Source organism: Stenotrophomonas sp., from assembly GCF_050737575.1.
GTDB lineage: Bacteria > Pseudomonadota > Gammaproteobacteria > Xanthomonadales > Xanthomonadaceae > Stenotrophomonas.
Map to the genome: position 1 here is coordinate 89586 of NZ_JBOHXW010000001.1, position 14443 is coordinate 104028.

Here is a 14443-nt window from a genome sequence, read left to right on the forward strand (position 1 = left end):
CTCAAGGCCTGCGCGCAACGCTCAATGCAATGGAGACGCCCCCAATGAAATGGTTCCAGAACCTGTCTATCACTCGAAAGCTGCTGGTTGCCTTTTGCAGCACCGGGCTTCTCACCTTGCTGCTGGGTACGTTTGGCGCCTGGCGCCTGAGCGTTACCGACCAGCAGCTCGGGAAAATCAACGACAACTGGGTGCCTTCCGTGCAAACCCTGAGCGAAATGCGCGCTCAGCTGGGTGAGTACCGCAACTTCGAGCAGGCACAGCTGGGCTACCAGGGCAATCTCGAAGAGCTTGCTTACTACGAAGAGCGCATCGCCGAATCACGCGCACTGATCGACGCCGCCGAGAAAGCCTACGATGACATCGATGCAGAAAGCTCGGCGGAGGAAATGGCACTCTACGAAAAGGTAAAGGCTGCACGTGCCGCCTATTTCGCATCCCGTGAACAGATTGCAGCAGCCATCGCACAAGATGACTTTGAAACGGCTCGCAGCATCTCTGGCGGTCAATCGCGCCAAACGCGCCTGGACTTTGCCGAGCAGCTCAAGCTGCTGACGAACTACAATCAGACCGCGTCGATCAAACAAGGTGTCGAATCCAAGCAGGCCTACAAGAATTCCTTGATCATCATGATCAGCGTCCTGGCATTCTCCCTGTTGCTGTCTGCCGTGCTGGCCTGGGCGATCATCCGCTCAATCATGGTCCCGCTCGAAGAAGCCGTCCGCGTCGCTGACGACGTGTCCGCCGGCAAGCTTGACCGCCGTATCGACACCTCGCGTCGTGACGAAATCGGCAAGCTGTTGTCGTCGATGCAACGCATGCAGACGCAGTTGCAGTCGGTGATTTCCGCGCAGAACGAAATGGCACAGCAGCACGACGCCGGCAGCCTCAGTTACCGCATGGATGAGCGCGCTTTCCCCGGCGAATACGGTCAGATGGTGCGCGCCACCAACGGCCTGGTCGCTGCCAATGTGGGCACCATCAAGGACACGCTGGACATCCTCAAGCGCTACTCCATCGGCGACATGAGCGTGGACATTGATCGCCTGCCGGGCGAAAAAGCCGCCATCACCGAAACCGTGGACAGCATCAAGGCCAACCTGTCGGCGATCAACACCGAGATCAAGCGCCTGGCCAGTGCCGCTGCTGCGGGTGACTTCACCCAGCGCGGTGATCTGGATCGCTATCAGTACGACTTCCGCGACATGGTCGACGGCCTGAATCACCTGATGGAAACCGCCGACGGCAACCTGGCCAAGGTCTCGCAGGTACTGCAGGCACTGGCACAGGGCGACCTCACCGTGCGCATGGACGGCCAGTTCAATGGCGTGTTCGCGCTGATGCGTGACGACGCCAACGCCACCGTTGACCAACTCGCCAGCATTGTCGGCCGCATCCAGAACGCGGCCTCCAGCATCAACCTGGCCGCGACCGAAATCGCCACGGGTAACAACGACCTGTCGCGTCGTACCGAACAGCAGGCCGCCAACCTGGAAGAAACCGCCGCTTCGATGGAGGAATTGACCTCCACCGTGCGTCAGAACGCCGAGCACGCCCGTCAGGCCAACCAGTTGGCCATCGGCGCGCACGGCGTCGCCAGCCAAGGCGGCAATGTGGTGCAGCAGGTGGTCACCACCATGAGCGGCATCGAAGCCTCGTCCAAGAAGATTGCCGAGATCATTTCCGTGATCGATGGCATCGCTTTCCAGACCAACATCCTGGCGCTGAATGCCGCCGTGGAAGCTGCCCGTGCCGGCGAACAAGGCCGCGGCTTTGCCGTGGTTGCTTCGGAAGTACGCACGCTGGCACAGCGCTCAGCTGGTGCGGCAAAAGAGATCAAGGGCCTGATCGAAGACTCGGTCAGCAAGGTTGGCGAAGGCTCGGCATTGGTGAATGAGGCCGGCACCACCATGGGCGAGATTGTCGCCTCGGTGCAGCGCGTCACCGACATCATGGCCGAGATTTCCGCAGCCTCACAGGAACAGTCCGCCGGCATTGAGCAGGTCAACCAGACCGTGGTGCAGATGGACGAAACCACCCAGCAGAATGCCGCGCTGGTGGAAGAAGCCACCGCTGCGGCGCGGGCGATGGAAGAACAGGCCGTGCTTCTCACCGAAGCGGTTGCCGCGTTCCGCGTGAGCGCCACATCGCGCCCGGCGGCCGTGGTCACTGCCGCAAAGCCGGCGCCGGCCGTCGCTGCACCGTCGAGCGGCTATCGTCCTGCACGCATGGCCTCGGCACCGCGCCGCATGGAACCGATGGTCGCCAACGGTGAGGACTGGCAGGAGTTCTGATCAGCCTGCCTTCAAGCGCAGTTCAACGGCCCCGTCTGACAACGACGGGGCCGTTTTCGTTTTGGCCGATGAACGTTGGCGGTGGCGCCCTATCTCGCAGTTTCTGCGAATTAAGTGACGCGTAACAATAACGCTTACGGCGACCTATCACGTTTCAGCACTGACCTGTGCGCTCGCGTCAGTTATGTGAAGTTCGCGTGAGGCTCTGTGATGAACGTTTCAGAATCTTCTCATAGGATTTCCTACAGCCAGACACGCTGGACGCCGATACCTGCTCTGAACACACCGCTTCAACGCGGTGATGTGCACGCCTCACGGCGGTACGTCCATGAAAGGACGCGGCCGCCCCATCGCACGACCACTCAGCAGCCGATCCGGAGAGCAAGAGATGGAGTTCTTTCGCAACCTCACGATCACCCGAAAGCTCGCAGTCGCTTTCACCCTCACCACCATCGCCACGCTCGCCATGGGCGGCTTTGCCGTGGTTCGACTCAAGCAGGCCAGCGTGCAGCTCGACGCTGTCAGTACGCGCTACATGCCGGCCGTTCAATATCTGGATCGCATCCGCGCCGATCTCGCCGAGATCCGCATCGCCGAGCTCTCCCAGCTTTCGCATCTGCAGGAACCGGAGTTCGTTGCCGAGTACAACCAGCGCATCGCCGACCAGCGCCAGAAGCTGGTCGAGCACAGCCGGCAGTACGAAGCACTGCCCGCCAGCGAAGAACAGAAGGCGCTGTACGCCAAGATGCAGCAGACCTCCAAGGTCTATCTTGACGCCCATGACGTAATGTCCAAGGCCATCGCCAATGGCGAGTTCGATGTGGCTCAGGCTGTCTCCAACGACCAGTCGCGCATCGCCCGCCGCGACCTGTTCCAGGATGTCGAAAAGCTCAGTGGCTACGTCGTTTCCGCGCTGGACCGCGAGACCGCAAGCGCCACCGCAACGCAGGCCGCCAGCATCACCGCCATTCTTGTTTTCATGCTGTTGCTGGGCGTGTCGTCCGCCGTGATGGCGGTGATCATCGTCCGCTCCATCGTCGGCCCGATCCGCAGTGCGTTGCGCACCGCAGATGATGTTGCCAGCGGCCGTCTGGATGGCGTCATCGACAGCACCCGCAAAGATGAAGTGGGCCAGCTGCTCAGTTCCATGCAACACATGCAACGCCAACTCAAGGCCGTCAACACCGCATTGGTGGAACTGACACGCGAACACGACGAAGGGCAGATCAGCTTCCGCATTGATGAAGCCAACTTCCCCGGCGAATACGGGCGCATGGTGCGTGAAGTCAACGCCGTGGTGGCGCAGCACATCGGCGTAAAAATGCGCGTTGTCGAAGTGATGCGTCACTACGCACGCGGCGATCTGTCGGTCGACATGGACCGCCTGCCCGGCGAGAAAGCCGTCATCACCGATGCCATGGACAGCACCAAGGCCAGCCTGTCGGCCATCAACAACGAGATCAAGCGCCTGGCCGGTGCTGCCGCCATCGGCGACTTCAGCCAGCGCGGCGACGCCGGGCAGTTCGAACACGATTTCCGCGACATGGTCGGCGGCCTCAACTCGCTGATGGAGACCACCGAAACCAATCTCGGCCATCTCTCGCAGCTGCTGCAGGCCATCGCCCAAGGCGACCTGACCCAGCGTATGGAAGGCAACTTCCACGGCGTGTTCGCCCGCATGCGCGATGACGGCAATGCCAGCATCGACCAGCTCGCCGTGATTGTGTCGCGCATTCAAGCATCGAGCGGCAGCATCAGCCTGTCGGCCAGCGAAATTGCCACCGGCAACAACGACCTTTCACGCCGCACCGAACAGCAGGCCGCCAATCTCGAAGAAACCGCGGCATCGATGGAAGAACTGACCTCCACCGTGCGGCAGAACGCCGAACATGCACGTCAGGCCGATCAGCTCGCTCGCGGCGCCGCCGAAGTCGCCGCCAAGGGCGGCGATGTGGTCGGCCAGGTCGTCACCACCATGACGTCCATCGAGCAATCCTCGCAACGCATCGCCGACATCATCAGCGTCATCGATGGCATCGCGTTCCAGACCAATATCCTTGCCCTCAACGCTGCGGTGGAAGCCGCCCGCGCAGGTGACCAAGGCCGAGGCTTTGCGGTGGTCGCAACGGAAGTACGCACGCTGGCGCAGCGCTCGGCATCGGCCGCCAAGGAAATCAAAACGCTGATCGACGACTCCGTGGACAAGGTGTCCGAGGGTTCGCAGCTTGTGCGGCGCGCTGGCACCACCATGGATGACATCGTTGCCTCGGTGCAGCGCGTGACCACGATCATGGCCGACATCTCCGGCGCATCGCAGGAGCAGACCGCCGGCATCGAACAGGTCAACCAGACGGTCATGCAGATGGACGAAAGCACCCAGCAGAACGCCGCATTGGTGGAAGAAGCCACCGCCGCCGCACGCTCCATGGAAGAACAGGCGCAGCACCTCACCGACGCAGTGGCGCAGTTCCGCCTCTCCGATTCGCTCAGCGCGTCCTTGGCTCGCGTTGCCGCCAGCGTCGCCAAGCCCGCGCAGCGGCCGCGACCGACCCTGCGCGCCATTCCCAGCCAGCCGTCACGCGCACCGGTAACCACCGGCAACGACTGGCAGGAGTTCTAAGGGCCTTGTCCGCGGCGGGCGGGAAACTCTCCGGCCTGCCTGCCGCCGACTTCTTGGATACGACCTGGAAGGCACGACTTCATCGCAGCAGTGATGACATGCGCGTCCCGGTCAGGCCAATGGTGGCGGCGATCATGCTGCCGGCTTGGCCAAGTCAGCGTGTCGCTGTTCGTGTCCGGGCTGGCGCGGATTGTCGCGCGGAGCCTACGGGGTCGTAATAGCCGGGCTAAAGATGTAAAAAGGGCGGCCGCTATCACAGTTTCCAGTGGCTTGTTTTTCGCCCACTGGTCTTTCGGCCCATCGCAAGCGTACCCATGTCCGTAAACGAACCCTTCGAGCCGACTCCTTCCAGCGCCGCCGGCAAGCTGTATGCCGACGACCGTTACATGGTGCGTAACCGGCATCAGATCCGGCATTTGCTGCAGTCGATGATCGACCAGCGTTCGCTGATCAACGCGCATCCCGATGGCCGTGACCAGTCCTTCCCCAGCGCCGTACTGGAAGTGGACGAACACGGCCTGCTGCTCGACGCCAGCCCGCAACCTTCGCTCAACCGCGCCACTGAAAGCGCAGCCACCCTGCTCTGCTTCGGGCTGGTGGACAAAGTCACCGTCCGCTTCCAGCTGCAGCAGCCGCGCCGCATTGAGCGTGACGGCCGCATCGCTTTCCAGGTGCCGCTGCCGGACGAGGTCTACCACCTGCAACGGCGTGAGTTCTATCGGCTGGAAACGCCGGTCGGCGACTCGCCGTATTGCCTGCTGCCCGACCCCGACGGCGGCGAACCCAGCCGTTGGCGGGTGCTGGATATCAGCGCCGGCGGGCTCGCATTGATGCTGCCCGCACCGCAGGGCCTGCTCAGCCTGCAAAGCCGCTACCACGGCTGTGTCCTGCAGATTCCCGATTCACCGCCGATCACCACCGCCATGGTCGCCTGCAACCTTCGTCTGCAAAAACAGGCCAACAGTGTGGAAATGACCCGCGTCGGCCTGCGCTTTGATGATTTGCCGCGCGGCGCCGATACCCTGATCCAGCGCTACATCTTCCGTATCGACCGCCTGCGCAAGGCGCGTGCAAATGGTGAGTGAGGCCCGGACATCGCCCGCGCTGAGCATGTAACGCATGCATGCAACGACGAAAGCAGGCGCTGACGCTCACCACGGGCCGGGACACTTACCGCTCCCGTCCTAAAGTCCCTGCCCCTGGCGCCGATACCGGTGCAACAGCCACCGGCCCACGCCAGGATCAGGAAACGCCATGAATGACACGCGCAGCACCTCCGCCGAAGGCACCGCCGGCGAGTACCTCAGCTTTACCCTCGGCAACGAGCACTACGGCGTGGATATCCTCAAAGTGCAGGAAATCCGCGGCTATGACGCCGTCACCCGCGTTCCCGATGCGCCGGATTACATCAAGGGCGTGATCAACCTGCGCGGCACCATCGTGCCGGTGATCGACCTGCGCCTGAAACTGCGCCTGGACGAAGCGCGCTATGACGCGTTCACCGTGATGATCGTGCTCAACGTGGAAGACCGCGTGGTCGGCATCGTCGTGGACAGCGTCTCCGACGTGATCCCGCTCACCGCCGAGCAGATCCGCCCGACCCCGGAATTTGGCGCCGCCGTGGATACCCGCTTCATCTCCGGCATCGGCACCCAGGACGACCGCATGTTGATCCTGCTCGACATCGAAACCCTGCTCGACATCGCCGATCTGGGCCAGTCCGCTGCCGTCGAAGACGTCGCCGCCTGAGTGAAAGTGATATTCAAGTCACATTTTTGAATTTGTGACTTAAATCACTGGCGACGACTGCCGATAGCCAATGTATGCCCGCCTCCCCGCGGGCCATACATATCCTCTCGGAGATTACAGATGTACAAGCACCTGCTTCCGCTGTTCTCGGCAGCCGTCCTGGCTACTTTCACTTTCAATGCCGCCGCCGATACCGCGGAAATGATCCCGCCGGAGAACGCCGCACGCTTCGCCGGCAAAGACGGCATGGTTTGCGGCAAGGTCGAAAAGGCGCGCTACGCCGAAGGCTCCGAGGGCCAGCCGACCTTCCTGCACATGGGCGGCATGTTCCCGCGCCACACCTTCTCGGCTCGCATCGCCGGCGCCAACCGCGGCAAGTTCGGCTTCCCGCTGGAAACGCTGGAAGGCAAGACGGTCTGTGTGATCGGCAAGATCCAGCGCGATTCCTCGCGCGCCGAAATCGAAGTCAGCTCCCCGGCTGGCCTGAAGTTGGCAAACATCAAGTAATCCAGCCCGCCAATGCGCCGGCCCAGCCGGCGTACAGCGCAGCGCCGCGCCCGTCGCCCGGGCGGCCATCGGAGATGTAGCAAAGATGCAGTGGATCAATTCGCTCAAACTGAAGCCCAAGCTGTTGCTTACCTTCGGCGTCGTGTTGTTCGTGATGCTGTTGCAGGGCGTTGTCGCCTATCGCGGCCTGTACTCGCTCAACAATGTCACCACCGACCTGGCCAGCAGCCGCCTGCCCAGCCTGCGCGCCACTGGCGAGCTCAGCGGCATGGTCAGCGAGTACCGCAACACGTCGTACCAGGGCTTGATACGAGCCAGCGATGACGTCAAAGCGGACGCCAAAACGCGCTCTGCCGAACTGCGTGCCAACATCGCTGCGACCATCGCCGCCTATCCCAAGCTGATCGACAACCCGGAACAGAAGAAACTGTTCGAGACGTTTGTCCACGACTGGGAAGCGGCGCTTGGCTCCTACGACGCGGTCGCCGAGATGCTGGAACTGGATCTCCCCGACGACGCCATCGACACCTTCGTCGGCGAAACCCGCACCCTGCATCGCAAGGCTTATGCCGCGCTGCAGGCATTGGCTGCCAACGACAACGTTCGTGCCCAGGCCTCGGCCAAACAGGCCGGCGAGACCTATTCCACCTCCGCCGTGCTGATCATCATCGCCGTGCTGGTCGGCGTGGGCGCCGGTCTGCTGCTGGTGTGGCTGTTCGCGCGCTCGCTGGTCAATTCCATGCGCGGTGCGGTGAACGTCGCCAACGAAGTTGCCAGCGGCAAGCTGGACGGCCAGATCGACGTCACCCGTGCCGATGAAGTGGGCGACCTGTTGCGTTCCATGCAGCGCATGCAGCGCGACCTGCGCGAGCGCAACGAAACCGAACAGATCGTGGCCAACGAGAACCTGCGCATTCGCACCGCGCTGGATTACTCGTCCACCGGCGTCTATCTGACCGATTCGCAGTTGGAGATTGTCTACGCCAACCGCGCGCTGCTCGACACACTGGACCACTACAGCGAAGACCTGACCGCCACGCTCACGCACTACGATGCCAGCAAGCCGCTGGTCGGCCAGCAAGTCACCGCGTTGGAATACAACGGCGAAAATTCGCCGAAGGTTCTGGAAACGCTGGAAAAGACCGGCGTATTCAAGCGCGACATGCGTTTTGGCAACGCCGAGTTCGCGCAGATCATCTCGATGATCCGCGACGATCAAGGCGTCGCCGTGGGCTATGTGGTCGAATGGCGCGATCGCACCACCGAGGCATTGGTGGAAAGAGAAGTGGCGCAGGTGATCGAAGCGGCAGCCGTCGGCGATCTGAGCGGCCGTGTCGACACCGATGGCAAGGATGGCTTCTTCCTGCAGCTGGCCGGCCAGATCAACACCTTGCTCGACGCCAACGCGAGCAGCCTGGAACAGATTTCGGCGCTGCTATCGGCCCTGTCGCGCGGCGATCTGACCGTGCGCATGCATGGCGATTATCAGGGTGTATTCGCCACCATGCGTGACGATGCCAATGCCACCGCCGATCAGCTGACCGACATTGTCGGCCGCATCAAGCACTCCTCGACGGCCATCAACTCGGCGGCCAGCGAAATAGCCAGCGGTAACAACGACCTGTCACAACGCACCGAGCAGCAGGCCGCCAACCTGGAAGAAACTGCCGCATCGATGGAGGAATTGACCTCCACCGTGCGCCAGAACGCCGAATCGGCACGCCAGGCCAACCAGCTCGCCATCGGCGCGGCGTCGGTCGCTTCGCAGGGCGGCGACGTGGTGCAGCAGGTCGTGTTGACCATGACCGGCATCGAGCAGTCGTCCAAAAAGATCGCCGAGATCATTTCGGTCATCGACGGCATCGCCTTCCAGACCAACATCCTGGCACTGAACGCTGCCGTGGAAGCCGCACGTGCAGGCGAACAGGGCCGCGGCTTCGCCGTGGTTGCCTCGGAAGTCCGCACGCTGGCACAGCGTTCGGCCGGCGCCGCCAAGGAGATCAAGGGACTGATCGACGATTCGGTCAGCAAGGTCACCGATGGCTCGGCACTGGTGAAGAAGGCCGGCAGCACCATGGGCGAAATCGTCGCCTCGGTGCAGCGCGTTACCGACATCATGGCCGAGATTTCCGCTGCGTCGCAGGAGCAATCCGCCGGCATCGAACAGGTCAACCAGACCGTCGTGCAGATGGACGAAACCACGCAGCAGAATGCGGCGTTGGTCGAAGAAGCCACCGCCGCTGCACGCGCGATGGAAGAACAGGCCGGCCACCTGGCACAGGCAGTTTCGGTGTTCCTGCTCGACGACGCAGCGCCAGAGATTGCTCCCAGCCGTGCACCTGCTCCAGTGATGCGCGCACCCGCACCGCGCACGGCAGCTGAACCGCCCGCACCGGCACCGCGCCGACGCAACCCAGGCAGGGTTGCGGTAGCCGAAATCGCGGACTCTGATTGGCAGGAGTTCTGATCCACCCACAACCCCGGCTTCGGCCGGGGTTGTGCTTTATGGGCCTCAACTTGGCGCCGCGGCGGCCGATACAGGCGTAACCCTCCTCGTCCAGCGCCCTTGCGGCGTCAAAGCTCGCCTCTCGATGAATATCTATCGTCTCTGGTTGAACTACATCTCCAACATCTCTGTCCGTCGCAAGCTCAACCTGCTGACGATCCTGATTGCGTTGGGCGTGATCGCGCTGTCGGTGATTGCGGCGCGCATGCAGTACGTGGATCTCTATGAGACCCGCAAGGACGCCTTGAGCACCCAGGTCGAACTCAGCTACGGCGTGCTCGATCACTACGTGAAGCGCGCCCAATCCGGCGAACTGAGCCTGCACGACGCGCAGACGCAGGCATTGGCTGCGGTGCAGGCCATGCGCTCGGATGGCGACGTCAACTATTTCAACATCTACAACACCGACTACGTGTTGTTGATGCACCCATTCCGCGTGGATCTTGTCGGCAAAGACATGAAGGACTTCCGCGGCGACGACGGTGTACGCATCTACTACGACCAGGTACAGGCCGCACGAAATGGCGGCGGGTATGTCGGCTACGAATGGCCCAAACCGGGCAGCGAAGCGCCGGTGGAAAAACTGGCTTACGCCGGCCTGTTTGGCCCGTGGAACTGGGTGGTGTCCAGCGGCGTCTACATGGACGACGTGCAGGCGCAAGCACTGAAGTTCACTGCGGTCATGGCCGTTTCCGGCGGCGTGCTGGTGCTGCTGGTGGTCGCCCTGAGCTGGATAATCGGCAACCGCATCGTGCTGCCGCTGCGCAATGCCACCGCCGTGGCAACCGCCATTGCGCAAGGCCGCATGAACAACCGCATTGACACCCCAAGCCGTGACGAAACCGGTCAATTGCTGGGCAGCATGCAGCACATGCAGGAGCAGCTGCGCGCGGTCATCAGCGCCCAGAATGAAATGGCCCGTCAGCACGATGCCGGCATCATCAGCTACCGCATTGATGACAGCGCATTCCCCGGCGACTACGGCGTGATGGTGGCCGAGACCAATACGCTGGTCGCCAACCACATCGACGTGAAGATGCAGGTGATTGCCATTGCGCAGCGCTATGCCGTGGGCGACCTCAGCCCGGACATGCCGCTACTGCCGGGCGAAAAGCGTGTCATCACCGACACCATGGCCGCGATCAAGCAGAACCTGGCCGCAATCAACGGCGAGATCACCCGCTTGGGCGTGGCCGCTGCGGCCGGCGACTTCAGCCAGCGCGGCGATGAAGTCCGCTTTGAACATGATTTCCTGGAAATGGTGCGTGCGCTGAACGCAATGATGCGCACCAGCGACGACAACCTCGGGCAGATCTCCGGCCTGCTGCGCGCACTGGCTGACGGCGACCTCACCGTAACCATGCGCGGCGAATTCCAGGGCGTATTCGCACTGATGCGTGACGATGCCAACAGCACCATCGCGCAGCTGTCGAGCATCGTCTCGCGCATCCAGCAATCGGCTGACAGCATCAATATGGCGGCGGGCGAGATTGCCACCGGCAATAGCGACTTGTCGCGTCGCACTGAAATGCAGGCCGCCAATCTGGAAGAGACCGCCGCCTCGATGGAAGAGCTCACCTCCACCGTGCGCCAGAACGCCGACTCCGCCCGCCAAGCCAACCAGCTCGCAATCGGTGCAGCCAGCGTCGCCTCGCGCGGTGGCACCGTAGTGGATGAAGTGGTCACTACCATGAACCAGATTTCGCTTTCCTCGCGCCGCATCGCCGACATCATTTCGGTGATCGACGGCATTGCGTTCCAGACCAACATCCTGGCGCTGAACGCGGCGGTGGAAGCGGCGCGCGCCGGCGAGCAGGGCCGTGGTTTCGCAGTGGTGGCGTCGGAAGTACGCACGCTGGCGCAGCGTTCGGCCAGCGCAGCCAAAGAGATCAAGGGGCTGATCGAAGACTCGGCCGGCAAGGTCGCCGAAGGCTCGCAGTTGGTGCAGCAGGCAGGCACCACCATGGGCGAGATTGTCGCGTCCGTGCAGCGGGTCACCGACATCATGGCCGAAATCTCCGCTGCCTCGCAGGAACAGTCGGCCGGCATTGAGCAGGTCAACCAGACCGTCATGCAGATGGACGAAACCACCCAACAGAACGCCGCGTTGGTGGAAGAAGCTACTGCCGCCGCGCGTTCGCTGGAAGAACAAGCCAACCAGCTCGATCAAGCCGTCGCAGTGTTCCGCCTGGATCAAGGCCATGCCTCAGGTGCCACCAACACGCCTGCCATCTACGCGCTGGCCAGCTGAGCGGAGCCCAGATCATCATGTCCAGCATCGGCCACGGCGAGCGTGACTTCGAGTTCAATGACCGCGACTTCAAACGCGTCTGCGAACTCATCCATACCCGCGCCGGCATCGCGCTGGTGCCGGCCAAGCGCGACATGGTCTACGGCCGTCTGTCACGCCGGCTGCGCACGCTTGGCCTGCGCAGCTTCAAGGACTACCTCGACCAGCTGGAGCAGCACGGTGGTGAGGAGTGGCAGGCATTCACCAACGCCCTGACCACCAACCTCACCTCCTTCTTCCGCGAGCCGCACCACTTCGACAAGCTGCATGAAGAGCTGCTGTTGCGCGCGCACAAGGCACCGCTGAAGCTGTGGTCGTGTGCAGCGTCCACTGGCGAAGAGCCCTACTCGCTGGCGATTACTGCCTGTGAGACCTTCGGCACGATGACGCCGCCGGTGCGTATTCTCGCTACCGACGTGGATACCCAGGTACTGGCGACCGCCAGCCAGGGCGTCTATTCGATGGAGCGCATCAACGGACTGGACAACGAACTCAAGCGCCGTTACTTCCAGCGCGGCACCGGCCCCAACGAAGGCAAATGTCGCGTGGTTCCGGCATTGCGTTCGCTCATCGAGTTCCGTCCGCTCAACCTTTTGGCCAATCGTTACGACGTCAGCGGCCCGTTCGATGCCCTGTTTTGCCGCAACGTGATGATCTATTTCGACAAGCCGACCCAACGCGGCATCCTGTCGCGGCTGGTCGAGCACATGGGCGATGACGGCCTGCTGTATACCGGCCATTCCGAAAACTATCTGCACGCCGCTGACCTGATTCAACCCTGCGGCCGCACCTTGTACCGTCGCACCCGCCGGAGCGGCGCATGAAACCCACCCAGCGATATCCCGATGAGGTGATGCGCTACCACGACAGTCGTTTCCAGACGACTGCCGCCAAGCTGCTACCCACTCAATATCTGGTGATCGACGACGACACCGCGCTGACCACCACGCTCGGCTCCTGCGTGGCCGCCTGTATCCGCGACCCCATTCTCGGCATCGGTGGCATGAACCACTTCCTGCTGCCGGAAGGCAATGTCGGCGACGGCGCGCCCGCGCGCTACGGCAGCTACGCGATGGAACTGCTGATCAACGACCTGCTCAAGCGCGGCGCCAACCGCAAGCGTCTGGAAGCCAAGGTGTTTGGCGGGGCCAATGTACTCAAGGGCTTTACCAGCAATCCCGTGGGCACGCGCAATGCCGAGTTCGTGCGGCAGTACCTGCAGGCCGAACATATCCCGGTGGTGGCCGAAGACTTGTGCGGTATCCATCCACGCAAGATCTGGTTCTTCCCGATCACCGGGCGCGTGGTGGTGCAGCGCCTGCCGCATGCACACGATGCCGAAGTTGTGGCGGCCGAGTCGGCCGTGCGTGCCAAGCTGTCACGCACGCCGGTCAGTGGCGGCGTGGAGTTGTTTGAATGATGTTGCAGCCGCCCTGCCGGGTGCTGGTAATCGACGACTCGGCCTTGGTGCGCCAGGTGCTGAGCGAACTACTGGCTGCCGATCCCGGCATCGAAGTAGTAGGCACTGCCGCCGATCCATTGCTGGCCCGCGAAAAAATCAAGCGCCTCAATCCAGACGTACTGACGCTGGATGTGGAAATGCCGCGCATGGACGGCCTGGCGTTTCTCGAAAACCTGATGCGGCTACATCCGCTGCCGGTGGTGATGGTGTCCTCGCTGACCGAGCGCGGTGCCGATACCACGCTGCAAGCCTTGGCGCTGGGCGCGGTGGACTTCGTCGCCAAGCCAAAGCTGGATGTCGTACGCGGGCTGGAAGCCTACGCCGAGGAAATCCGCAGCAAGGTCAAGATGGCCGCCCGCTCGCGGGTACGTGCGTCGGCATCGTTGCAACGCCGCCCATTGGCCACGTCCAGCGCATCGCCGGGTTTCGGCTTCCGCACCACGGATCGATTGATCGCCATCGGCGCGTCGGCCGGCGGCACCGAGGCGCTGCGCGTGGTGTTGGAAACCATGCCTGCCGATGCACCTGCGGTAGTGTTGACCCAGCATCTGCCTGCCAGCTTCAGCACCGCGTTCGCCGAGCGCCTGGACAAGCATTCAGCGATGTCGGTGCGTGAGGCCAGCGATGGTGAAGCTATCCTGCCCGGTCACGCCTACCTGCCGGCCGGTGGCCGCCATCTGCGCATCATCCGCGATGGTGCCCGCTGGCGTTGCCGCGTGGATGACACCGCGCCGGTCAACCTGCATAAGCCTGCGGTCGATGTGTTGTTCAACTCGGTTGCACAGAACGCTGGCGCCAACGCGATTGGCGCCATCCTCACCGGCATGGGCGAGGACGGTGCGCGCGGCCTGTTGGCGTTGAAGCAAGCCGGCGCCCCAACGTTGGCTCAGGATGAAGCCAGCAGCGTGGTCTGGGGCATGCCCGGCAGCGCCGTGCGACTCGGGGCTGTCGACGAGATCGTGCCACTGGAGCGGATCGCCGAGCGGCTGTTGGCGTTGGCCCGGAGCTGAACGAC

10 protein-coding genes are annotated in these 14443 nt (G+C 62.8%); all 10 read left to right on the top strand.

From position 1 onward, the window contains the following. Positions 1–44: 44 nt before the first annotated feature. Complete coding sequence (locus ACREP4_RS00465) at positions 45–2294, top strand: methyl-accepting chemotaxis protein (protein WP_431594251.1); 2250 nt, start codon at positions 45–47, stop codon at positions 2292–2294. Positions 2295–2682: 388 nt separating this feature from the next. Further along, positions 2683–4914, top strand: a complete 2232-nt coding sequence (locus ACREP4_RS00470) for a methyl-accepting chemotaxis protein (RefSeq protein ID WP_431594252.1) — start codon at positions 2683–2685, stop codon at positions 4912–4914. A 314-nt stretch (positions 4915–5228) separates the two neighbouring features. Then, a complete protein-coding gene (locus tag ACREP4_RS00475; protein ID WP_431594253.1) occupies positions 5229–5999 on the top strand; it encodes a flagellar brake protein in 771 nt (256 codons plus the stop codon). 169 nt (positions 6000–6168) lie between these two features. Then, positions 6169–6663: a chemotaxis protein CheW gene (locus ACREP4_RS00480; protein ID WP_431594254.1), complete on the top strand. Its 495-nt coding sequence runs from the start codon at positions 6169–6171 to the stop codon at positions 6661–6663. Between the two features lie 120 nt (positions 6664–6783). After that, positions 6784–7170, top strand: coding sequence for a hypothetical protein (locus ACREP4_RS00485; protein WP_431594255.1), 387 nt, complete (start codon positions 6784–6786; stop codon positions 7168–7170). A gap of 85 nt (positions 7171–7255) precedes the next feature. After that, entirely contained in the window at positions 7256–9637 is a 2382-nt protein-coding gene (locus ACREP4_RS00490) for a methyl-accepting chemotaxis protein (RefSeq protein ID WP_431594256.1), read from the top strand. A 124-nt stretch (positions 9638–9761) separates the two neighbouring features. Further along, positions 9762–11927 carry a methyl-accepting chemotaxis protein gene (locus ACREP4_RS00495; protein WP_431594257.1) on the top strand — a complete coding sequence of 722 codons (2166 nt, stop codon included), beginning with the start codon at positions 9762–9764 and terminating at the stop codon, positions 11925–11927. A gap of 17 nt (positions 11928–11944) precedes the next feature. Further along, a complete protein-coding gene (locus ACREP4_RS00500) occupies positions 11945–12790 on the top strand; it encodes a CheR family methyltransferase (RefSeq protein WP_431594258.1) in 846 nt (281 codons plus the stop codon). Next, positions 12787–13386, top strand: a complete 600-nt coding sequence (gene cheD / locus ACREP4_RS00505; RefSeq protein WP_431594259.1) for a chemoreceptor glutamine deamidase CheD — start codon at positions 12787–12789, stop codon at positions 13384–13386. Before ACREP4_RS00500 ends, cheD begins: the two co-directional genes overlap by 4 nt. Then, the gene (locus ACREP4_RS00510) at positions 13383–14438 is read left to right on the top strand and encodes a protein-glutamate methylesterase/protein-glutamine glutaminase (RefSeq protein WP_431594260.1); all 1056 of its coding nucleotides are present in this window, start codon (positions 13383–13385) and stop codon (positions 14436–14438) included. Before cheD ends, ACREP4_RS00510 begins: the two co-directional genes overlap by 4 nt. The last annotated feature ends 5 nt before the right edge of the window (positions 14439–14443 follow it).

What these genes read in the sequence shown, in the direction of transcription:
- ACREP4_RS00465 (WP_431594251.1), top strand. Translation starts at nt 45, where the DNA reads ATGAAATGGTTCCAGAACCTGTCTATCACTCGAAAGCTGCTGGTTGCC.
- ACREP4_RS00470 (WP_431594252.1), top strand. Translation starts at nt 2,683, where the DNA reads ATGGAGTTCTTTCGCAACCTCACGATCACCCGAAAGCTCGCAGTCGCT.
- ACREP4_RS00495 (WP_431594257.1), top strand. Translation starts at nt 9,762, where the DNA reads ATGAATATCTATCGTCTCTGGTTGAACTACATCTCCAACATCTCTGTC.
- ACREP4_RS00475 (WP_431594253.1), top strand. Translation starts at nt 5,229, where the DNA reads ATGTCCGTAAACGAACCCTTCGAGCCGACTCCTTCCAGCGCCGCCGGC.
- cheD (WP_431594259.1), top strand. Translation starts at nt 12,787, where the DNA reads ATGAAACCCACCCAGCGATATCCCGATGAGGTGATGCGCTACCACGAC.
- ACREP4_RS00485 (WP_431594255.1), top strand. Translation starts at nt 6,784, where the DNA reads ATGTACAAGCACCTGCTTCCGCTGTTCTCGGCAGCCGTCCTGGCTACT.
- ACREP4_RS00500 (WP_431594258.1), top strand. Translation starts at nt 11,945, where the DNA reads ATGTCCAGCATCGGCCACGGCGAGCGTGACTTCGAGTTCAATGACCGC.
- ACREP4_RS00490 (WP_431594256.1), top strand. Translation starts at nt 7,256, where the DNA reads ATGCAGTGGATCAATTCGCTCAAACTGAAGCCCAAGCTGTTGCTTACC.
- ACREP4_RS00510 (WP_431594260.1), top strand. Translation starts at nt 13,383, where the DNA reads ATGATGTTGCAGCCGCCCTGCCGGGTGCTGGTAATCGACGACTCGGCC.
- ACREP4_RS00480 (WP_431594254.1), top strand. Translation starts at nt 6,169, where the DNA reads ATGAATGACACGCGCAGCACCTCCGCCGAAGGCACCGCCGGCGAGTAC.